This is a genomic window from Candidatus Epulonipiscium viviparus (assembly GCF_030708075.1).
Taxonomy (GTDB): domain Bacteria; phylum Bacillota; class Clostridia; order Lachnospirales; family Cellulosilyticaceae; genus Epulonipiscioides; species Epulonipiscioides viviparus.
Genome location: NZ_CP117982.1, coordinates 2,410,822 through 2,430,511, shown reverse-complemented (window position 1 = coordinate 2,430,511; position 19,690 = coordinate 2,410,822). Strand labels below are relative to the sequence as shown.

Below are 19,690 nucleotides of genomic sequence, written 5' to 3'. Positions count from 1 at the left end.
ATTAAGGAAGTAACTACTATGACAGATGAAAAACTTAGAAAATATATCAATGATTTGGACCTGGATACATTTGGAATAATTCGCTTTGAAATTGCCAATCAAATGAAAACCATAATTTCTATAGCATTTCCATATAACCATCTAGATGCCAACAGCGAAAATGGATTTTCCATTTATACAAAACGCCTCGACTATCATAAGGTAGTGCGTAGCTATCTTGATAAAATTTGTAATCTACTTATTGCCGATGGATTTTGCGCCACCGCTTATGTAGATAACAATCCACTTCCAGAAAAAAGTATTGCAGAGCTTGCTGGAGTTGGATTTATCGGAAAAAACGGCTTGATCACTACCGAAAAATATGGTTCATATGTATTTTTAGGCGAAGTGGTCACCGACTTTATTCCTACCAAAACTGATGTTGCCATAGAAAACTTATGCGGCTCATGTACACGCTGCACCAACGCTTGCCCCACCGGTGGCATTCAAGACATCACTCAGTGCATATCATTTATTACACAAAAAAAACGTCTTACTCCAGACGAAGTTGATCTACTAGATGGGCAAATTTTTGGCTGCGATGCATGTCAGGACGCTTGTTCATGTAATAGACATATAGCCAAAAGCCCGCTTCCAGAGTTTGCCACGCTCGACTTTATGAATTATGCTCCGGCTTTCTACGCCGAAATGAATGATCAATTTTTTAATGACTTCATCCAGCAAACTTCTTGTGGCTGGCGCGGCAAAGACATCATCGTTCGCAATGCACGTAAAGCAATAGAAAATTAATTACAATTGCTGTAGCCACCGTTATATCATTCGCAACTACAGCAAGCATTGCCTATGTTGGAGTCTCCTGCTTTATCTTATTATCTATTACATGTCGACTCGCCAATTCGTCTTTAATCTCATCAATCGTAATACCCATTTCTAGCATCAATACCATAATATGGTACGCTACATCCGCAATCTCATATATGGTCTCTCTCTTATCATTTTTCATAGCCCCAATTATCACTTCTGTTGCTTCTTCGCCTATCTTTTTTAAAATCTTTTCTTTGCCCTTATCAAACAAATACGTCGTATACGAGCCTTCCTTTTTGGTTGTCTTTCTATCTAATAGCAAATCGTATAGCGCATACATCGAAAATGGTGCACGCTCCTCTACTTCCAAATTGAAAAAGCATGATGGAGCACCTGTGTGGCACGCAACTCCAGTTTGTAACACCTCTATTAGCATCGTATCGCTATCACAATCTAGGCTCATTCGCATCACTCGCTGCTTATGCCCACTCTCCTCACCTTTGCGCCACAGTCTTTTTCTACTCCTCGAGTAAAAGCAAGTATATCCCTCTGACTTTGTTATATCAATACTTTCCTGATTCATATATGCTAGCATCAGGACTTCTCTCGTATAAAAATCTTGTACTATTGCAGGAATCAGCCCCTGCTCATCAAACTTTATCATGTAGTTTCCTCATTTCTATTCCATTTTCTGCAAGGTAGTTTTTCAGTTGCGATATACGAACTTGCTTATAGTGAAATATGGAGGCCGCAAGCCCCGCATCGACGTTGCTTAAAGTTTTAAACAATGTCCCAAAATCTTCCATTCCACCTGCTCCGCCACTTGCAACAACAGGTATGCTAACTACATCGCACACAGCTTTTAGCATCTCCAAGTCGAATCCATTTTTAACCCCGTCCGTATCAATACTATTGAGAACAATTTCTCCCGCACCTAGCGCTTCCCCAGCTTTTGCCCACTCTATCGCATCTATTTGTGTAAGATTTCGACCGCCCATAGTACAAACTTTAAATTCATTTCCCACTCGCTTGGCATCTATCGAAAGCACCACGCATTGGCTGCCATATTTTTTTGCGGCCTCTTGTATCAACTGCTGATTTTTAATAGCACCAGAGTTTACCGAAACTTTATCCGCACCACACTTTAGAACTCGGTCAAAATCTGCTGTAGAATTTATTCCCCCACCAACTGTTAGCGGAATAAAAATTTCTGATGCTACTTCTTCCAAAATTTGGGTAAACAACTTCCGTCCTTCAAAGCTTGCAGTAATATCATAAAAAACCAGCTCATCTGCACCTTCATCATTATAAAACTTTGCGAGCTCTACCGGATCTGATACATCTTTTACACCCTCAAAATTGACACCTTTAACTACTCTTCCGTCACGAATATCTAAACACGGAATTATCCTTTTTGTTAGCATATTGCGGTGGCCTCCCTCAGCGCTATCTTGCCTTCATAAATTGCTTTGCCAACGATTACGCCAGCAACGCCAATGCGCTTTAGCTCTTTGATCTCCGCAATGGAAGTTACGCCACCGCTTGCGATGATATTCACATTTCTATCTTTGCACAGCTGTCTATATGATGCCATATCGCACCCAGCCATCATTCCATCTTTTGAAATATCTGTATATATAATTGTCGCAACCCCCATGGCAGTCAACATTTTGCAAAATTCAATAGCATTCACTTTGGAGTTAACAAGCCAACCATTCGCTCGCACTTGCCCATCTTTTTCGTCCACTCCTACTGCAATCTGCTGATCATACTTCTTGACCATTTCCTCAACAAACTTTGGATTTTCTACTGCAACTGTTCCCAAAATTACGCGATCCACACCCATATTCAAATAGTGGTTGATGGTGCTCTCATCTCTAATTCCTCCTCCTAGCTGCGTTACGAAATGCCTATTTTTCAAAATTGTTTTTATCGTATTCTGATTTTCTATCGTTCCGCTTTTGGCCCCATCTAGATCCACGATGTGTAATGCCGTCGCTCCCTCTTTAGTAAAGTGCTCTAGCACCTCTTCTGGATCTTTCGAATACACCTTCACCTGATCATACTTACCCTCTGTTAACCTCACAATCTGACCATTTTTTATATCTATTGCAGGAAATATTCTCATATATATACTCCAATCTATTTTATTTTAGCACTCCACAAAAGCTTTTAGGATACGCAGCCCACACTCGCCTGATTTTTCTGGATGAAATTGCGTACCAAATACCATCCCGTTCTGTACAGTTGCAGTAACATCGATATCATATTTTACAACACTCGTGATATATTTTGATTCTGCTTTGGCATAATACGAATGTACAAAGTATACATAATCGCCTTCTGATGTGTATTTTAGAATAGACGACGAGTTAGTCTTGTATAACTTATTCCACCCCATATGCGGAATCTTCAGCTTCGAATCTATCGCTCCTTTTAGCGGAACAATATCTCCAGCAATCAGCCCCAACCCCTTATGCTCTCCAAACTCAAAACTTCTATCAAATAGTAGCTGCATACCCAAGCAAATTCCCAAAATAGGCTTTTTTCCTGCGTTACTCAAAATTACTTCATCCATCTTGTATTCTTTTAGCAACTTCGCTGCGTCCTCAAATGCTCCCACTCCGGGTAAAATTATATGGCTCGCGGCATCTATTTTTGCTTCATCATTTGTAACAACAGCCATCGCTCCTATTTTATTCAACGATGCTTGCAACGAAAACAGATTGCCCACTCCATAGTCGATAATAGCAACCAACTATATCACTCCTTTTGTCGATGGAATTTCATTCCTAAATTTTTGATCGATTGTTACCGCTTCACGCATTGCACGAGCCATCGCTTTAAACACGGCCTCTATTATATGATGCGCGTTTTTTCCTCGCTCTTGTACCACATGCAGCGTCATCTTTGCGCTTCTAGCAATAGCCAGCAAAAACTCTTTGCACAACTCAGTATCAAAGTCGCCCACTTTATTTTGGCTTATATTCAAATTTTCTTCAAGGTGTCCTCGTCCACTAAAATCCAGAAATACGCTTACCAACGCTTCATCCATAGGCAGCGTACAGCTTCCGTAGCTTCTAGCAATAGCCAGCAAAAACTCTTTGCACAACTCAGTATCAAAGTCACCCACTTTATTTTGGCTTATATTCAAATTTTCTTCAAGGTGTCCTCGTCCACTAAAATCCAGAAATACGCTCACCAACGCTTCATCCATAGGCAGCGTACAGCTTCCGTAGCGACATATTCCGCGTTTATCTCCTAGCGCTTCGTCTATTGCCGCTCCCAAGCAAATTGCAATATCTTCTACTGTATGATGAAAATCCACATCGCTATCTCCGCGACATGTTATCACCAAATTCATTCGCGAATGCGCCGCAAACAACGTTAGCATATGATTTAAAAATCCGCAATCTGTATCAATCGCATTTGTTCCCGTTCCATCAAGCTCCAATGTCAATTTTATATCCGTTTCATTAGTCTTTCTTTCGATCACTGCTTTTCTCACTTATTTTCTCCAATCTATAATCGCTTCTTTCACCGCATCCATTTCTATTGCAGTTCCAATTGTAATGCGTACAAAATCTGGGATTGCTTTAAAATATCTCACCAAAATTTTCTTACTACGCAAATATTCATATAGCTCTTCTCCGCTTGCAGCAGCTGGCTTGGTAAACACAAAATTTGCCTTCGACGGAAGCGTATAAAAGCCATTTTGTTCCAAAAATTCTGTAAATTTCTCTCGCTCTGCTACAATTTTGCCGACGCACTTCTCAAAGTATTCCGCCTCTGCGATGCTAACAGCCCCCATTGCTTGCGTTACTGCATTCACATTATATGGGTTATACGAATTTTTCACCAACGCAATATCATTAATGAGCTCTGTATTGGCAACTGCAAAACCCAGTCTTGCCCCTGCCAAATTGCGTGATTTTGAGAAGGTCCCCACCACTACCAAGTTGTTGTATTTCTCGATTAGAGATCTGGCACTAAACCCACTAAAATCCGCATATGCTTCGTCGATAATCACTACGTTTTGTTCATTTGCGGCGAGTATGCTTTCCAGCTGATCTTTGTTCAATGCAATTCCCGTTGGTGCATTTGGATTCGCAATTATAATCGTTTTCTTTTTATTGAAGTATGTTGCAGGATCAATTTCAAAATTTTCGGTTAGCGGTATTTGCTCCGCAACTACATTATACAAATCGCTAAATACTTGATAAAACCCATACGAAATTTTTGGAAATGCCACCTCCTTCTCACAAAAAGCCAGATAGCAAAATGCCAGTATTTCGTCAGAACCGTTTCCAAATATTACATCATCTACATTATAATAATTACAAAACTCTGCTGTCAGTGCTTTTGCCGAAGGGTCGCAATACAAATTTAGGGTTTTTGCAGCTTCTGCAGCAGCAGCCACTGCTCGAGGCGACGGCGGGTATGGACTCTCATTTGTATTCAGCTTAATAAACTCTCCTCGTTTCGGTTGCTCTCCAGGAGTGTATGGAATCAGACCAGCCAGCTGCCTATTTAAAAATACACTCATAACATTACCATCCTCTCATCATCCAAAATTTACAGCAAGTATATTTGCCCCTGCTGCAATCATTACTCACTGAAATCTGCTTTGAACACTTCTTGCATGCGCATCTAAGCCTTCGTGCTTTGCAAACAATACGATATCATCCTTATACTTTTGGAGCATTTCTTCTGTATACTGAACAAATGTAGACTTTTTCACGAAGGTATCCACAGACAGTGCCGATGAAAACTTGGATGTCTGATTAGTTGGCAGCGTGTGATTTACTCCTGCATAATAATCCCCAACTGCCTCCGGAGTGTAGCGTCCCAAAAATACGCTTCCGGCATTCTTAATCTCTGGCAAATAGCTGATCGCATTGTCTAGCATGATCTCTAGATGTTCTGGTGCCAAATCGTTTGATATTGCGAAGCACTCGCTTAGAGTATCGCATACTACAATCAATCCGTTATCATCTATGGATGGGCGCGCTATTTTTTCTTTAGGCAACTTACTCAACTGTATTTCGATTTCTGTTGCAACTTCTTCGGCTATTTCCTTGGATGTGGTTAGCAAAATCGCTCTTGCCAACATATCGTGTTCTGCTTGCGAAAGCATGTCTGCCGCGATAACCTTAGGGCTTTGCTTTTCATCGGCTATGATCAAAATCTCAGACGGCCCTGCAATCATGTCTATGCCCACCTTGCCAAACACAGCCTTCTTTGCAGCTGCAACATACGCATTTCCAGGACCTGTAATTTTATACACTGGCAATACGCTTTCGGTGCCATATGCCAATGCTGCAATTGCCCCTGCGCCACCTATTTTAAATACTTGGTCTACTCCTAGCATAGCGCAAATTGCTAGTATCTCTTTTGCCACCGTACCATCTTCTCTTGGCGGAGTGACGACGCTAATGTATGAGCATCCGGCAAGCTTTGCAGGAATCACATTCATCAATACACTAGATGGATAAACTGCTCTTCCGCCAGGAATATATATCCCCACACGCTCTATGGGGGTCACTCGCTGCCCCATTATTATTCCATCCTTTTCTACCATAAAGCTATTAGTAATCTGGCGTTTATGAAAATCTTCTATGTTCTTCTTTGCTCTCCTGATCACCCCTAGCAAATCATCATCAATGCTCTCATACGCATCCTTCAGCTCTTGCTCACTCACTAGCAGCGATGTTAACTGTGCCCTATCAAATTTTAATGCATAATCAAAAAGCGCTTGATCGCCCAAACGTTTTACTGTTTCCACAATCTCTTGGGCATCTCTTTCAATCTGAGGCGAAATCTCAGCGGAATGTTTCAAAATTTCTGTGTTTTTATCTACTATTTTAATCATGTGTCCTCCTTTAAATTAGCTCTCTTAACAATTGATCAATTCTATCTTTATTAAAGTTATATCTGCTTTTTGATGCTATAACGCGCGCACTCAGCTCCATAATTATGGTATCAACTTTCAGATTATTTTCACGAAGGGTGCTTCCTGTCTCCACAATATCCACTATAACATGGCTAAGCCCAATTAGCGGCGCCAACTCTATAGACCCATTCAATTTGATGATGTCAATCTCTCGTTCTCCATAATATTCACGAGCAATATACGGATATTTTGTTGCCACTTTCAGTACGCTATTTTGTTTATCGACAAATGCATTTGGAGAGCAGACGCACATATTACACTTTCCTATTCCCAAATCCAGTAGCTCATATACATCTGCCCCAGATTCTACCAGCGAATCCTTGCCAACCACTCCTATATCCACTGCACCGCGCTCCACATACACTGCAACATCCGAAGGCTTTATCAAATAAAATCTCACTCCATTTTGTTTATCTTCAAAAAATAATTTGCGCGTCTTTGCCTCTATATCTACTGCATTTATACCCATATTCTTAAACATCCTATAAACATCGTCACCAAGTCGCCCCTTAGGTAGCGCAATATCAATCATCATTCTCTTCCTTTCGTACACAAAAATTTATTCCAGATTCATAGAGTTCATTTGCTTTTTTTAATGTCTCCACAACATTTGTATATTGAATTATCTGCTTGTCGCAAACTTCTCTTTGTGTGTTTTCAATTTCGGACAAATACACTGCAAATCCTATTGCTTTTTGAGTTTTTTCACCCATGTTTCGCAACAAATTATCATATCGCCCGCCAGACAAAACTTTGTTTGCGACGCCCCGTACATATCCAGTAAATGTGAGCCCATTGTAATACTGAGTTCCTACAAGATGCGCAAAGTCAAACATAACCTTATTTATATCACAAATTTCTACCAACGCCTCTGCAATATCCATCAATTTATCTAATTCGGACTTGCAACAAGCGTAGGTTTCATCTTCTAGCAAGACTGTTATGGCTTCTTTAAAGTCTGCTGGCAACTGTACTAACTTTGTAAAAATTCTCGATTGCGGCAATTTTTCCAAATCATGTAAATTCTTTTGTCGCAAACACCGTATAATAGCGTTTTTATCTTCAGCGTTAATATTATATTCATCAAATAGCAAGTTTACTATAGACATATCAGAGATCACAAACCTAAATTCGCCTATCATTGCCAAACTTTTTATTGCCAAATTTAGTACTTCCAAAGTTTGATAGAGCGACAGCTCCCCAATATACTCAAGCCCCACCTGCCTAATTTCACGAAAGTCGCTTTCTCCTGGGGGTACTTTAAACACAGGCTCATTATAATATATTTTGCTTTTATCATAGGCTTTATGATTTTTTACGATACTCATCGTTACATCGGGTTTTAGGGCTAGCAACTTTCCCGTTGCCGATTGCATTGTAATAACGCGACTATCTTCCAAAAAACTTTCATTGCTCATATAAAACGAATAGGGTTCAAATCGATTCATCTTAAATTTGCTATAACCAAATCTATAGTATAGTTCTTCTAATTTTAAGCCTATTCTACTCACTTCATCCAAAAAATCTGTTTTCATAAACTCCTCCATCAAAAAATAATATCACTACTATAGTTTCCCAATTTGATCGCAACCATCCATTTTTTGCTATAAAAAAAAAGGTACAAACCATATTGTGGTCTATACCCTTTCTTTTTGCATATTTGATTTACTTATATTTGCTACTTATCCTAAGCTTTCGATATTAATAAAAACCGCCAGATAGAAGCTTTTTGATATTATAAAGCATTTAAATACTCATATCGTTCAAGTATTGATATTAATCTTGAGTATAAGGCAATAACGCAATATGTCTTGCGCGCTTAATTGCTGCTGTGAGTTTGCGTTGTGCTTTAGCAGAGTTGCCAGTAATTCGTCTAGGCAAGATTTTTCCTCGTTCAGAAATAAATTTCTTAAGAGTGTTAATATCCTTATAGTTTATTTTTTTAATATTATCGCCTGCAAATTGATTTACTTTACGTCTTCTGCGTCCGCGTCTTTTCTGCATTGACATTGATATAGTCCTCCTTCATTAATTATTAAAAAGGTAGATCTTCTTCTTCTTCCATAGGAGGAAGTTTTGGGGTGAACCCACCCATGTCATTATCATTCGAAGGAGGAGTCGGATTATATGCTTTGTTCTCACCATAATTTGATTGACCATCATTGTAAGAAGTCCCTCCATTTGTTACACGTGCTTGAAACGACGACTTACTTTCTGCAAATTCCTGGTCATCCACTATAATTTCAGTATTATAGTGTTTAACTTTATTTTGATCTTCCCAATTATTGTTTTGAATTCTTCCAGCAATACACACTTTTAGGCCCTTTTTAAAAAACTTTTCTGCAAACTCTGCTGTTTTACCAAAGGCAACTATATTAAAAAAGTCTGTATCTGGCTCTCCTTCTCTTGTATATGTCCTTTTTACAGCTATACCATATCTTGCAATTGCAAGCGGCGTAGCTGATTGCGAATAACGCACCTCCGGGTCTTTAGTTAAATGTCCCATAAGGATCACTTTATTCATTTTCTTTCCTCCTTCAAATACATAATACATCTTTCTTATTTTTTCTTCCTATTTTTCTTCTAAAGAAACGATTAAATAGCGAAGAACAGCTTCTGTGATTCTAAGTCTACTCTCAATTTCTGCTGGAGCATCTGGCTCTGCGTTGAACTCGATAAAGTAGTAGAAACCTTCTTTTTTCTTGTCAATTTCATAGGCAAGTTTCTTTTTGCCCCAGTCATCAACTTTTGTGATTTCTCCACCGAAACGTACAATCAGCTCTTTGATTTTTTCAAGTTGAGCCTGTTTTTCTTCTTCGCCTAATGAAGTAACTAACACAAGTGCTAATTCATACTTATTAGTCATGAGTACCTCCTTTTGGACTAGTGGCCCTATCCGCAAAGATAGAGCAAGGATTTTTTTCCAAGTCAATATATTATCATAAGCTTTTCCAAATTTCAACGCTTTTATCTAAATTTATATTTTTTTTTACAAAATCGACAAGGTAACATCAAAATTTCCTCATATAGAGAATTGACATCATTTTTATATTTTATACATTAAAGTTTAATTAATTTTCGTCTTGCAAATTCTTGTCGATTTGTGATATTATTAGACATATTTTAATAAAGGAGATTTTTACATGACCGGAGAAACACACCTCAAAGTTGGAGTATGCTTAGGAGCCATTACTCTTAATCCCACTATTCTTGTTTGGAGCATGGCCGGAAGTCTATTACCCGATATAGATCACCCCTCTACCTCTATCAATAAATATTTTTCCTTTGCCAGCACCTTCAATTTTCATCATAGAGGATTGGCCCACAGCTTTATTGTTGCAACTATTATAAGCCTTCTCGTTTATGCATTTTTTGGTGCCTACGCTGCAATTGGAATGCTTATCGGATATACAAGCCACATTATTACCGATTGCTTTACACCCAAAGGAGTGGCTATTTTAGCACCTATCACATCGCAAAAAGTACACCTTGGCGCCATTACAACCGGAAGCGCTGCCGAGTCTGTATTTGTTATGTTTGTAACTCTACTTTCTGTTGCCTATTTTGGCTACACCCAGAATTGGCCTATAGCGGCTATATGGAGTGCCGCCTCTCTTGTTGCTTGTATATTGGCCTCAACAAATATAAAAAAGTACTATCTACTATCAACATTTATTTTATGCTTAATTATTCTTACTACCTAAAATAAAATTGCAAGTGACACAGGCATTTATGTTTGTTAAACCACTTGCAACTTCTACTTATTTGCACGCCACTCTTTTAATAAATTTTCCATTAACTCCATTATATATATCATTTCTTTGTGTGGCAATTCTTCGACTTCTACCTTTCCTTCTCGAATAGCTTTTATGCACGCAAGCACCTCATACTCAAATCCTGTAATTTGCTCTGGTCTCTTATATGCGTTGCGCAACTCTTGTCCTGGTCCATACACCTTTATGCTTGGCGGGTTCATAACTGATCCCATTTCTATATATCCGGTAGATCCAAATATTTCTACTCGCGAACTCATAATAGCAGTTTGATTTGCTTGCAATATCGCTGTTTTATTATTTGCAAATTGTATTATTATATTGTCTACATAATCGATATCATCATCATTGACTACAGCTAGCGATACTATTTTTTTGATCTCTGCCTTAAATATTAGTCTTGCCACCGTTAATACATACACCCCTAAATCTAGCAGTGCTCCTCCTCCAAGCTCCTTTTTCCAAACTCTTTCTTTTTTTAGATTTCCTCCAAAGTTTACTACCGCAGAAGAGATCTCTCCTATTTCTCCTCTACCTAGCACGTCTTCTAATATGCCATAAATTGGTAGATATCTTGTCCACATCGCCTCTGCAAGCAACAAACCTTTTTCTTCCGATAACTCACACAGTTCTCTCGCTTCTGCCGCGGTAATTGTAAACGACTTCTCACACAACACATGTTTTCCTGCAAGCAAACACATTTTCACTTGCTCATAATGACAATTATGCGTCGTTGCGACATAGACCAGCTCCACATTTTCATCTGCCAACATCTCTTCATACGAACCATATGCTTTCTCAAACCCATATTGTTCTTTGAATACTTCGGCTCTTTTTAAGTCTCTGGCCGCAATAGCATATGCCACCGCTTCATCCATCTCCAAAATTGTTTTTGCCATCTTATTTGCAATTGTCCCTGCTCCCAAAATTCCAATATTCATCTTAGCAACTCCTTTTTTTTCAAATGTTACTATATTAACAAAATTTTTCAAGGTACCCATACCAGTATTTTTGGCATAAAAATAGACCAGCTACTATTGCCGGCCTCAAAATCTTACTTTTCTATCTCATCGTCTTTATCATTACTTTCATTACTTTTGATGCTACATGATTTATTGCAGCCACCTTTGCAGCCCGGACAACCGCCGCCATTTTTATGTTGCTTCACCAAAAAGCAGATTATTCCTCCCACTATAGCCACTATTACAAGTACCGCAATGACATTTCCCATAAGATTTTCTCCTCCCTACGCTGCCATGAATTGTGCTCTTTCTTTTTCTTTGGCTCTTTTTACAAGCATTATATAGGCGATTATTTCAATTGCAATGATTATTGCCGCAATTAACATTCCCATTCCAACAGTGCCATTTATAATTGCTCCAACCTGAGCCACAATCATCGCAAGAGTGTATCCGGTCAAAATTTGAAATCCGATTCCAATAGCAAGCCACTTCTTATCTCCTATCTCAGAATTCATCGCTCCTATTGCCGCAAAGCATGGTGGCGTAAACAAATTTAATACCATAAACGCTATTGCAGTCTCCAAAGTAAATACTGATAGTAGCGGACTATTTGCAGATGCCAATGCTGTGCCAGAAACCGCATACATAACAGCCAAGCTTCCTACAACATTTTCCTTTGCAACAAAGCCAGTAAGCGTTGCCGCGCCCAGTTGCCACCCCGCCATTCCCAACGGAATAAGCAACGGGCTGATCAATCCTCCCACTGTCGCCAACATACTCGCGTCAGCATGATCTACAAGTTGGAGCGAAAAATTATATGATTGCAATAGCCAAATAATCATATTGCATAGCACGATTATGGTTCCCGCTTTTACAATGAACGCCCATCCTTTTTCTAGCATCGATATACAGGCATTTTTTAAACTTGGTATTTTATATTCAGGAAGCTCAACGATAAACATTGACTTCGAATATTCTACTCTAAATATATTTTTAAGTATGAGACCAGAAATAATAATTATCACAATCGCAACAATATACATACTAGGGCCTACCCATGAATACTCTGGCAAAAACACGACACTAAACAATGCGATAATTGGAAGCTTCGCTCCACAAGGCACAAACGGAGTTAGTATCGCCGCCATCTTCTTCTCTTGCGGATTTTCGATAGTCCTTGTTGCCATAACTCCAGGAATTGCGCAAGCAGATCCAACAACCATAGGTATAACAGATTTTCCAGACAATCCTATCTTCTTAAAATAAGTATCCATAACTACAGCAACTCTAGCCATATATCCACTATCTTCCAATAAACTTAAGCAGAAAAATAGCACCATAATTAAAGGAAGAAAACCAACAACCGCACCAAAGCCTGCAACAATTCCGTCCACAATTAACGCAGATAAAAATTCATTTACATTCATAGACGCCAGCAACGAATGAGCCGCCTCCGGCACCATCTCGCCAAAGACAACATCATTTAAATAGTCTGATAAACTACCTCCAACAAAACTTTGAGAAAACCAATACACGGCCCACATAACAAAAAAGAAAACCGGAATCCCCAAAACTTTATTCGCTACAACTTTATCTACCTTATCCGAAAATGTAAGTTCATCAGATTTTTTAGCTCGAGTTTCGCACTCGTTTACAAGATCTTTTACCGCTTTAAATCGTTTTTTATCGAGGGTATCTTTTTCTTTTTTACTATTGATTTCTACCATCAACTCTGGCATAAAACACTCCTGCTCTTTTTTATCTTTGAGCTTTAGCGCAACCTTTACGAGAGTTTCCAAACCAGTTTTGTTAAGAGCCGATATCGCCACCACTTTGCATTTAAGCGTATCGGCCAACTTTTTGTTATCGATAATTATTTCTTTTTTGGCAATAGCATCTTGCTTGTTTAGCGCCACCACTACCGGAATACCCAGCTCTAGCAATTGAGTCGTAAAAAATAATCCGCGATTTAGATTTGCCGCATCCACAATATTTATTATTACATCTGGTTGCCCTTCTGTTATAAAATTTTTGGTGATTGCCTCTTCTTCTGTATATGGAGAAATTGAATACGCCCCCGGAAGATCTATTAATACAACTTCCTCACCTTCAGGCACATACATTTTCTTCAAAGGGTGTTCTTTCTTATCTATCGTCACACCCGACCAGTTTCCTACATGCCCTTGCTCTCCCGTTAGGGCATTATATAGTGTAGTTTTTCCGCTATTGGGATTTCCTGCCAATGCAATTTTTATCATAAAATATCCTCCTAGTTAGTCACATAATACAATACACTCTGCTATATTTTTATCAATTGCGTATCTGGTATCCTTTACATTTATTACCCAATTATTACTTATTTTCGAAATGATAGTAATTTCTTCATCATCCATACATCCTAATGTACGCAGAAAAGCTGTTATCTTATCATTAGCAATTATCTCTTTGATCAAAAAAGTTGTTTTTATTGGCGCTTCTTTTAGTGTCATATCATTTCCTCCTTAAATAATCTTAACCAAGTTAGCTTAAACTAAATTATACTATTTGATTACAAATTTGTCAATATTATTATCATTTTTTTGCACAAAATTAAATATGTCCAAATTATGGTAAATTCGCAAAAAACATGTTATAATATTATCGTTAAAAATTTTTAGAAGGAGGTTTGTTCATGAATTTAGGATTCTCGATTCAAACTTTATTCAGCAAAAAAGATATTGTGGTAAAAGAGTTTTTAGCTGAAGGTGGACAAGGCAGCGTTTACAAAGTTCTTTACAACGGTGAAGAAAAAGCCCTTAAGTGGTACAAAAAATCTGCCTTAGGCAACAAAGCAAAGGCTCAACTGTTTTATGACAATCTCAAAAAAAATGTGGAACGCGGAACTCCAAGCGAAGATTTTCTTTGGCCAATCGATATCACTCACTGGCATCAAGATACGTTCGGATATATTATGAATTTAAAACCAGCAGAATATTATGAATTAACAGACTTTTTGCTGTGCACTGTTCGGTTTCGCTCCTATCGCCGCGTTACTGATGCTGCGCTCAATATTGTTTCTGCTTTTAGGCAACTACATAATCAAGGATACAGCTATCAAGATTTAAACGATGGCAATTTTTTTATTAATCCTCAAAACGGCAAAATTTTGATTTGCGATAACGATAATGTAGCACCAAACGGTGAGGATACCGGCATTATCGGTAAGCCCAGATATATGGCGCCCGAAGTTGTTCTTGGCAAAACTAAACCCAACAACCTCAGTGACCGCTTTTCTATGTCTGTAATTTTATATGCTTTATTTTGCTTAAATCATCCATTGGAAGGCAAACGCCACATTGTTCCTGCACTCACTCCCAAAATTCAAGAAGAACTTTATGGCAGCAATCCCGTCTTTATAATGGATCCTAAAAATAAAAGCAATGGCCCCGATAAAATCATTCACCGAAACTCTCTACTAATCTGGCCAGCTCTTCCAGACTATATTAAAGAAATATTTCTCAAAGCTTTTAGCGAAAAATCGTTTACCAAGCCTTCTGCTAGACCCACCGAAATCGAATGGCTCAAAGTTTTTACCAGATTTCGAAGTAGTATTATTTCTTGCTCTTGCGGTAACGAAATTTTTGCCAACGGCGGTGTTGCCATATGTGAAAAATGCGGCCGCAACGCTGGTGTATCATTTGAACTCAATCTCGGTGAATACAGCATCCCCGCTTTAAAAGGCAGTCGAATTTATAAATGCCAAATTAGCATAACCGACGATAACCAGGCGTTAGACCCCGTTGCTTTAATTACACAAAACCCAAAATCTGGAAAACTTTTTATCGAAAACAAAAGCGGTCACAACTGGAATGCTATTACCTCCAAAGGTGAGCCACGCAAAGTTGCGACAAACGAAGCGGTCCCATTAAAAGAGGGAATCCAGTTAACCATAAACGAACAACCCATCTTCATCAACGCAAAGAAAGGAGTATAAACCATGCCAGCCATTAACGAAATAGACGAAATGCCACGCAAAGAACTTCATGTATTTTATGTATTAGACACTTCCGGAAGCATGACCGGCGTTCCAATTGCAGCTCTCAATACCGCAATGGAAGAATGCACCGTTGCGCTCAAAGATCTTGCAAAAAAAAATGCTGATGCAAAACTCAAAATTGCCGTATTGGAGTTTAGTACGGGCGCTAAATGGGTTACATACAATGGCCCTGAATCACTCGACGACGAATTTGAGTGGGAGCATCTATCTGCAGGAGGGGTAACAGACATCGGAGCTGCCTTACGCGAACTTGATATCAAACTATCTCGCAACGGATTTTTAAAATCTATGACCGGTGCATTAATGCCAGTAATTATTTTTATGACCGATGGATATCCGACCGATGAATACGCCGCGGCATTAGCCGAGTTGCGCAAAAACCGTTGGTATACAAGCTCCACCAAGATTGGGTTTGCTATCGGAGACGATGCCGATGCCGCTATCATATCATCTATAGTAGGCAACAGCGAAGCCGTAATCAAAACCAGTGATTTGGAATTATTTAAGCGCCTGATGAAATTTGTTACCGTACGCGCCAGCATGTTAGCATCTTCATCTCGCACTACCAGCAGCTTTGTCAACGGCTCTGCGATTGTCCAAGATGCTATAGACGACAACTCTCTACCCGCCAACATAATCGCCAACCTAGGCAATAATTCCAAATCTTCACAAGACGACGATGCCAACTGGGACAATAATAATAATTGGGATGATGATGATAATTGGTAAAATATGAGATTAATTACAGCTGCAGCTTCTGCCCAGATTCTGCAGTAAAATTTTTATTTTATTAATTGAGTATTAAGGAGGTTTTCATGAACAATACCGTACAAATACTTCGCAAAATATATGTTCAATACGGAGAAGAAGTTTTCAAAAATAAGTCTAAATTGAAAGGGTTGATTAATGATTTTATTAAAAACACAGATACACTAATGTTATTGCAGGCAGTCGACCACAACGTTGCCATCGATGTTATCGACAAGATTAAATTCAAAGACGATACTCTAGCAATACAGTTACTTGCCGAACACTTGTCTTCCAAATACTTTTGGCGCGAGGATGTTGCTCATACAGCAATACAATGCTTTGTTCAGGCCAAATTTGGAACAGCATATTCCTCTAAGTATCTCAAAACCAGAACCACGCAATCAATTTTGGACACGCATCACTCACTGTTTCATATAGCAAATCAAGTTCTTATAAAATATCTCGGCAATCACGCAGATGCCATCATTCCAAATACCGTGATTTCTATAGACTCAAGAGCCTTTGCAGAATGTGAGTTAGCAACTGTTGTTATTCCACACAACCTTAAAATTATTGGCGCGGCCGCATTCTACCGCTGCACCAACCTCAAGCATATAAATATTCCAGCCGGTGTTTCTAGCATAGAAGACAGCACTTTCGAAGAATGTACACAACTAAAAACTGTATCTATTCCTGCAGGCATGACTTCTATTAGAAATTATTCTTTTGCGTATTGTAATAATTTGGAAACTTTAATTATACCAAACGGAGTCACTTCTATAGGAACGGCAGCCTTTTTGCATTGCGATAACCTCACTAGTATAAATATTCCAGAAACCGTTACTCACATTGGAGATTGGGCCTTTTATGGTTGCCCCAAATTGAAGACTATTAGAATTCCATCTGCAGTCAAATTTATAGGCAAAAACGCAATTCCCGCTGCCACGCAATCATTAAAAAGCAAAATTGTTTATTAACTTTTTTTACTAATTTAACATAGATATCTCCTATGTTTTAATATAAATAATAATATACCTACGAAAAACTCAACTATAAACTAAAGCGTTTTCTTATAAAAAATTACAAATTTTATTAAAAATATGGAGGAATTTAATATGAACGAAACAGCAACAGCACTTAATTTAATTTATACACAATATGGTGATGAATTTTTTCAAGATAAATCACAATTAAAACAAACAGTTAAAGATTCGTTAAAAAACAATGATGTCTCTATGCTAACGCTAGCAATAAATCAAAACGTTGCCACAATGCTAATCAACACAGTATCTTCGGTGGAAGATTATGATGCGATTACCGCTATAATAGATGAGCTTGTTTCCAAGTATATGTGGCAAAGAGATGTTGCAACAATTGCAGTAAATTACTTTGTACAAGCAAAATTTGGCAGCGCCTACACTCCTATAGCATATGAACCCGCTACTTCTGCAATTGCCGAAATACTACACGACAAAAATAAATTTCTTATAATAGACAGTCGCCTAATTAGGTATAAGGGCAAGCAAGAACACGTTACGATTCCAGCAGGCGTTACAACTATTTGTGAACGCGCATTTTACAATTGCCACACCGTACAGACTATCACGATATCTGCCAGCGTTACAACTATCGAAGACGAAGCTTTTGTCAATTGCGGTAATCTAACAATTATTGATATCCCAAAAAACGTAACATCTCTAGGCGCAAAGGCATTTAAGGATTGTATCAATCTCACAACTGCAACAATTTCTACAGGCATTACCGCAATCAATGATGAAACCTTTTACAAATGTATTAATTTAACCACTGTAGATTTGGCCCCAAGCATAACCTCTATTGGCGCACACGCATTCTACAACTGTACTAATCTAATCGATATTACTATACCTACCAAAATTCAAACAATAGCCAATGCCGCATTCAAAAATTGTAAAAATCTTAAATCCATCAGCATCTGTGCAGGTGCAGTATCAATTGGTGACAGTGCATTTTGTGAATGTTCAAACCTAATCACTGCAGAAATATTGGAGGGCGTTACATCTGTTGGCACTGCTATATTTGAAAAATGTACTCAATTAGAATATATCGTTATTCCAGCGACATTAACAGAAATCCATTATACAAAAACCGAATTTACTCAAACAAGTATTCAAAAATTTCATCGAGACGCTACTAAAATGCAAGTTTTACTTCCTATAGACTCATTTTGGAAATTTTTCGTGTAAATAATAGCTAATATCTCTAACTTTATTATAACTTCAAAAGGGGGAATTGCAATGAACGAAACATCACAAGTACTTCATCAAATTTATACTCAATATGGTTCTGCAGTTTTTAAAGACAAACATAGATTGATATCATTCATTAAAGATTTATTAAATAACAAAGACACATATATGCTAACATTGGCAGTAAATCAGGGCGTTGCTATATCCATTATCGATACGGTCAACTCCGAAAACGATTCTCGAGCCATCGGCATAATTATTAGTGAATTAGTTTCTCGATACATGTGGCAAGACGATTTAGCTACAATGGTTGTTAACTATTTTGTATATGCTAAGTTCGGTAAATATGTCGAAACAAATATCACTATTGAGTCCGCTGCACCAAGCAATCCCCCTCCCCCTACAGATAACGATCAATTTCTTATAGCAAACAAAGTTTTGGTAAAATATAAGGGTGCTCTCGAAAATATTGCAATCCCATCAGGCGTCACTTCTATCGGAGACCGCGCTTTTTATAATTGCTCTAGCGTTCGAACTTTAACAATGCCTTCCAGCGTTTCATCTATAGGCAACGAAGCCTTTTTTAACTGCAGAAACTTGACTTCACTACAATTGCCATCAAAATTTAAGACCATTGGCGTTCGAGCATTTTTTAATTGTACCAGCCTTACGCATTTCACAATACCAAAAGGCGTCAAAGCTATACAAACCGAAACATTCAGCGATTGCAGAAGTCTAAAAACCGTCGATATCCCCTCCACGGTAGATGCCATCGGCGATTCTGCTTTTGACTGCTGCAGCAATATCGAATCTATCACCATTCCACGCAGCGTTCGCAATATTGGCAATTACGCCTTTAAAGGTTGCTCTATTTTGCGCTCTATCGAAACACCCGAAAGCGTTCGTAATATTGGCAACGAAGCCTTTGGCAATTGCTTTGAATTATGTAATGCCCAATTATTAGAGGGCGTTTCATCTATAGGCTTTTCAATTTTTAACGGCTGCCAAAAACTCGAATATATAGTTGTACCTTCTACACTAAAAACCATAAAAACTAAGATTACATCAAATAGATATGCCGACCAAACTGTATCTATTGCCAAGATGGAAGTCTTGGTACCTGGTGATAAAATTTGGAGTTTGTTAACTAAATCTTATTAAATTATTAATCGAAGAAAAGAGGA

The 19,690-nt window shown here is 38.4% G+C and carries 23 protein-coding genes; 7 read left to right on the top strand and 16 right to left on the bottom strand.

The features are described 5' to 3' along the window. The first annotated feature begins 18 nt into the window (after window positions 1-18). Window positions 19-789, top strand: coding sequence for an epoxyqueuosine reductase (locus tag PCY70_RS10130; RefSeq protein ID WP_305767261.1), 771 nt, complete (start codon window positions 19-21; stop codon window positions 787-789). A gap of 52 nt (window positions 790-841) precedes the next feature. On the opposite strand, the gene hisIE is transcribed toward PCY70_RS10130, so the two are convergent. The 12 genes from hisIE to rpsF form a co-directional block, all read right to left on the bottom strand. Then, complete coding sequence (gene hisIE / locus PCY70_RS10125; protein WP_010168639.1) at window positions 842-1,468, bottom strand: bifunctional phosphoribosyl-AMP cyclohydrolase/phosphoribosyl-ATP diphosphatase HisIE; 627 nt, start codon at window positions 1,466-1,468, stop codon at window positions 842-844. Next, window positions 1,455-2,228, bottom strand: coding sequence for an imidazole glycerol phosphate synthase subunit HisF (gene hisF, locus PCY70_RS10120; protein ID WP_029488293.1), 774 nt, complete (start codon window positions 2,226-2,228; stop codon window positions 1,455-1,457). Before hisF ends, hisIE begins: the two co-directional genes overlap by 14 nt. Next, window positions 2,222-2,932: a 1-(5-phosphoribosyl)-5-[(5-phosphoribosylamino)methylideneamino]imidazole-4-carboxamide isomerase gene (hisA, locus tag PCY70_RS10115; protein WP_305767260.1), complete on the bottom strand. Its 711-nt coding sequence runs from the start codon at window positions 2,930-2,932 to the stop codon at window positions 2,222-2,224. The genes hisF and hisA overlap by 7 nt, the downstream gene beginning before the upstream one ends. Before the next feature lie 24 nt (window positions 2,933-2,956). Continuing rightward, on the bottom strand, window positions 2,957-3,562 hold the full coding sequence (gene hisH / locus PCY70_RS10110; RefSeq protein ID WP_305767259.1) for an imidazole glycerol phosphate synthase subunit HisH: 606 nt from the start codon (window positions 3,560-3,562) through the stop codon (window positions 2,957-2,959). Next, on the bottom strand, window positions 3,563-4,312 hold the full coding sequence (locus PCY70_RS10105; RefSeq protein WP_305767258.1) for an imidazoleglycerol-phosphate dehydratase: 750 nt from the start codon (window positions 4,310-4,312) through the stop codon (window positions 3,563-3,565). Then, window positions 4,313-5,350, bottom strand: a complete 1,038-nt coding sequence (locus PCY70_RS10100) for a pyridoxal phosphate-dependent aminotransferase (protein WP_305767257.1) — start codon at window positions 5,348-5,350, stop codon at window positions 4,313-4,315. A gap of 66 nt (window positions 5,351-5,416) precedes the next feature. Continuing rightward, a complete protein-coding gene (gene hisD, locus PCY70_RS10095; protein ID WP_305767256.1) occupies window positions 5,417-6,676 on the bottom strand; it encodes a histidinol dehydrogenase in 1,260 nt (419 codons plus the stop codon). Between the two features lie 10 nt (window positions 6,677-6,686). Then, window positions 6,687-7,289, bottom strand: a complete 603-nt coding sequence (hisG, locus tag PCY70_RS10090) for an ATP phosphoribosyltransferase (RefSeq protein ID WP_305767255.1) — start codon at window positions 7,287-7,289, stop codon at window positions 6,687-6,689. Continuing rightward, a complete protein-coding gene (locus tag PCY70_RS10085; protein ID WP_305767254.1) occupies window positions 7,282-8,292 on the bottom strand; it encodes an ATP phosphoribosyltransferase regulatory subunit in 1,011 nt (336 codons plus the stop codon). The genes hisG and PCY70_RS10085 overlap by 8 nt, the downstream gene beginning before the upstream one ends. A 241-nt stretch (window positions 8,293-8,533) precedes the next feature. Beyond that, window positions 8,534-8,767: a 30S ribosomal protein S18 gene (rpsR, locus tag PCY70_RS10080; RefSeq protein WP_010168622.1), complete on the bottom strand. Its 234-nt coding sequence runs from the start codon at window positions 8,765-8,767 to the stop codon at window positions 8,534-8,536. Window positions 8,768-8,792: 25 nt separating this feature from the next. Further along, complete coding sequence (locus PCY70_RS10075) at window positions 8,793-9,281, bottom strand: single-stranded DNA-binding protein (protein ID WP_305767253.1); 489 nt, start codon at window positions 9,279-9,281, stop codon at window positions 8,793-8,795. Window positions 9,282-9,329: 48 nt separating this feature from the next. Further along, complete coding sequence (gene rpsF / locus PCY70_RS10070) at window positions 9,330-9,623, bottom strand: 30S ribosomal protein S6 (RefSeq protein ID WP_305767252.1); 294 nt, start codon at window positions 9,621-9,623, stop codon at window positions 9,330-9,332. 277 nt (window positions 9,624-9,900) lie between these two features. Between rpsF and PCY70_RS10065 the strand changes: the two genes are divergently transcribed. Next, a complete protein-coding gene (locus tag PCY70_RS10065) occupies window positions 9,901-10,461 on the top strand; it encodes a metal-dependent hydrolase (protein ID WP_305767251.1) in 561 nt (186 codons plus the stop codon). 53 nt (window positions 10,462-10,514) lie between these two features. On the opposite strand, the gene PCY70_RS10060 is transcribed toward PCY70_RS10065, so the two are convergent. The 4 genes from PCY70_RS10060 to PCY70_RS10045 form a co-directional block, all read right to left on the bottom strand. Next, entirely contained in the window at window positions 10,515-11,471 is a 957-nt protein-coding gene (locus tag PCY70_RS10060; RefSeq protein ID WP_305767250.1) for a Gfo/Idh/MocA family protein, read from the bottom strand. 113 nt (window positions 11,472-11,584) lie between these two features. Next, entirely contained in the window at window positions 11,585-11,761 is a 177-nt protein-coding gene (locus tag PCY70_RS10055) for a FeoB-associated Cys-rich membrane protein (protein ID WP_305767249.1), read from the bottom strand. Window positions 11,762-11,776: 15 nt separating this feature from the next. Continuing rightward, entirely contained in the window at window positions 11,777-13,750 is a 1,974-nt protein-coding gene (feoB, locus tag PCY70_RS10050; RefSeq protein WP_305767248.1) for a ferrous iron transporter B, read from the bottom strand. 15 nt (window positions 13,751-13,765) lie between these two features. Continuing rightward, complete coding sequence (locus PCY70_RS10045) at window positions 13,766-13,981, bottom strand: FeoA family protein (protein WP_305767247.1); 216 nt, start codon at window positions 13,979-13,981, stop codon at window positions 13,766-13,768. Window positions 13,982-14,163: 182 nt separating this feature from the next. Between PCY70_RS10045 and PCY70_RS10040 the strand changes: the two genes are divergently transcribed. From PCY70_RS10040 to PCY70_RS10020, 5 genes are all read left to right on the top strand, one after another. Beyond that, window positions 14,164-15,465: a protein kinase domain-containing protein gene (locus PCY70_RS10040; RefSeq protein ID WP_044149199.1), complete on the top strand. Its 1,302-nt coding sequence runs from the start codon at window positions 14,164-14,166 to the stop codon at window positions 15,463-15,465. 3 nt (window positions 15,466-15,468) lie between these two features. Continuing rightward, window positions 15,469-16,257 carry a vWA domain-containing protein gene (locus tag PCY70_RS10035; RefSeq protein WP_010166116.1) on the top strand — a complete coding sequence of 263 codons (789 nt, stop codon included), beginning with the start codon at window positions 15,469-15,471 and terminating at the stop codon, window positions 16,255-16,257. 86 nt (window positions 16,258-16,343) lie between these two features. Then, window positions 16,344-17,255 (top strand): leucine-rich repeat domain-containing protein, encoded by a 912-nt coding sequence (locus PCY70_RS10030; RefSeq protein ID WP_305767246.1) that lies wholly within the window; start codon window positions 16,344-16,346, stop codon window positions 17,253-17,255. A gap of 138 nt (window positions 17,256-17,393) precedes the next feature. Continuing rightward, on the top strand, window positions 17,394-18,503 hold the full coding sequence (locus tag PCY70_RS10025; protein WP_305767245.1) for a leucine-rich repeat domain-containing protein: 1,110 nt from the start codon (window positions 17,394-17,396) through the stop codon (window positions 18,501-18,503). Between the two features lie 51 nt (window positions 18,504-18,554). Next, window positions 18,555-19,667, top strand: coding sequence for a leucine-rich repeat domain-containing protein (locus tag PCY70_RS10020; protein WP_305767244.1), 1,113 nt, complete (start codon window positions 18,555-18,557; stop codon window positions 19,665-19,667). Window positions 19,668-19,690 lie beyond the last annotated feature (23 nt).

Coding starts and splice junctions, on each gene's coding strand:
- PCY70_RS10030 (WP_305767246.1), top strand. CDS start 16,344: ATGAACAATACCGTACAAATACTTCGCAAAATATATGTTCAATACGGA.
- PCY70_RS10045 (WP_305767247.1), bottom strand. CDS start 13,981: ATGACACTAAAAGAAGCGCCAATAAAAACAACTTTTTTGATCAAAGAG.
- PCY70_RS10055 (WP_305767249.1), bottom strand. CDS start 11,761: ATGGGAAATGTCATTGCGGTACTTGTAATAGTGGCTATAGTGGGAGGA.
- hisIE (WP_010168639.1), bottom strand. CDS start 1,468: ATGATAAAGTTTGATGAGCAGGGGCTGATTCCTGCAATAGTACAAGAT.
- PCY70_RS10100 (WP_305767257.1), bottom strand. CDS start 5,350: ATGAGTGTATTTTTAAATAGGCAGCTGGCTGGTCTGATTCCATACACT.
- PCY70_RS10085 (WP_305767254.1), bottom strand. CDS start 8,292: ATGAAAACAGATTTTTTGGATGAAGTGAGTAGAATAGGCTTAAAATTA.
- hisG (WP_305767255.1), bottom strand. CDS start 7,289: ATGATTGATATTGCGCTACCTAAGGGGCGACTTGGTGACGATGTTTAT.
- hisA (WP_305767260.1), bottom strand. CDS start 2,932: ATGAGAATATTTCCTGCAATAGATATAAAAAATGGTCAGATTGTGAGG.
- PCY70_RS10025 (WP_305767245.1), top strand. CDS start 17,394: ATGAACGAAACAGCAACAGCACTTAATTTAATTTATACACAATATGGT.
- rpsF (WP_305767252.1), bottom strand. CDS start 9,623: ATGACTAATAAGTATGAATTAGCACTTGTGTTAGTTACTTCATTAGGC.
- PCY70_RS10035 (WP_010166116.1), top strand. CDS start 15,469: ATGCCAGCCATTAACGAAATAGACGAAATGCCACGCAAAGAACTTCAT.
- rpsR (WP_010168622.1), bottom strand. CDS start 8,767: ATGTCAATGCAGAAAAGACGCGGACGCAGAAGACGTAAAGTAAATCAA.
- PCY70_RS10060 (WP_305767250.1), bottom strand. CDS start 11,471: ATGAATATTGGAATTTTGGGAGCAGGGACAATTGCAAATAAGATGGCA.
- PCY70_RS10040 (WP_044149199.1), top strand. CDS start 14,164: ATGAATTTAGGATTCTCGATTCAAACTTTATTCAGCAAAAAAGATATT.
- PCY70_RS10020 (WP_305767244.1), top strand. CDS start 18,555: ATGAACGAAACATCACAAGTACTTCATCAAATTTATACTCAATATGGT.
- PCY70_RS10130 (WP_305767261.1), top strand. CDS start 19: ATGACAGATGAAAAACTTAGAAAATATATCAATGATTTGGACCTGGAT.
- hisD (WP_305767256.1), bottom strand. CDS start 6,676: ATGATTAAAATAGTAGATAAAAACACAGAAATTTTGAAACATTCCGCT.
- PCY70_RS10065 (WP_305767251.1), top strand. CDS start 9,901: ATGACCGGAGAAACACACCTCAAAGTTGGAGTATGCTTAGGAGCCATT.
- hisF (WP_029488293.1), bottom strand. CDS start 2,228: ATGCTAACAAAAAGGATAATTCCGTGTTTAGATATTCGTGACGGAAGA.
- feoB (WP_305767248.1), bottom strand. CDS start 13,750: ATGATAAAAATTGCATTGGCAGGAAATCCCAATAGCGGAAAAACTACA.
- PCY70_RS10075 (WP_305767253.1), bottom strand. CDS start 9,281: ATGAATAAAGTGATCCTTATGGGACATTTAACTAAAGACCCGGAGGTG.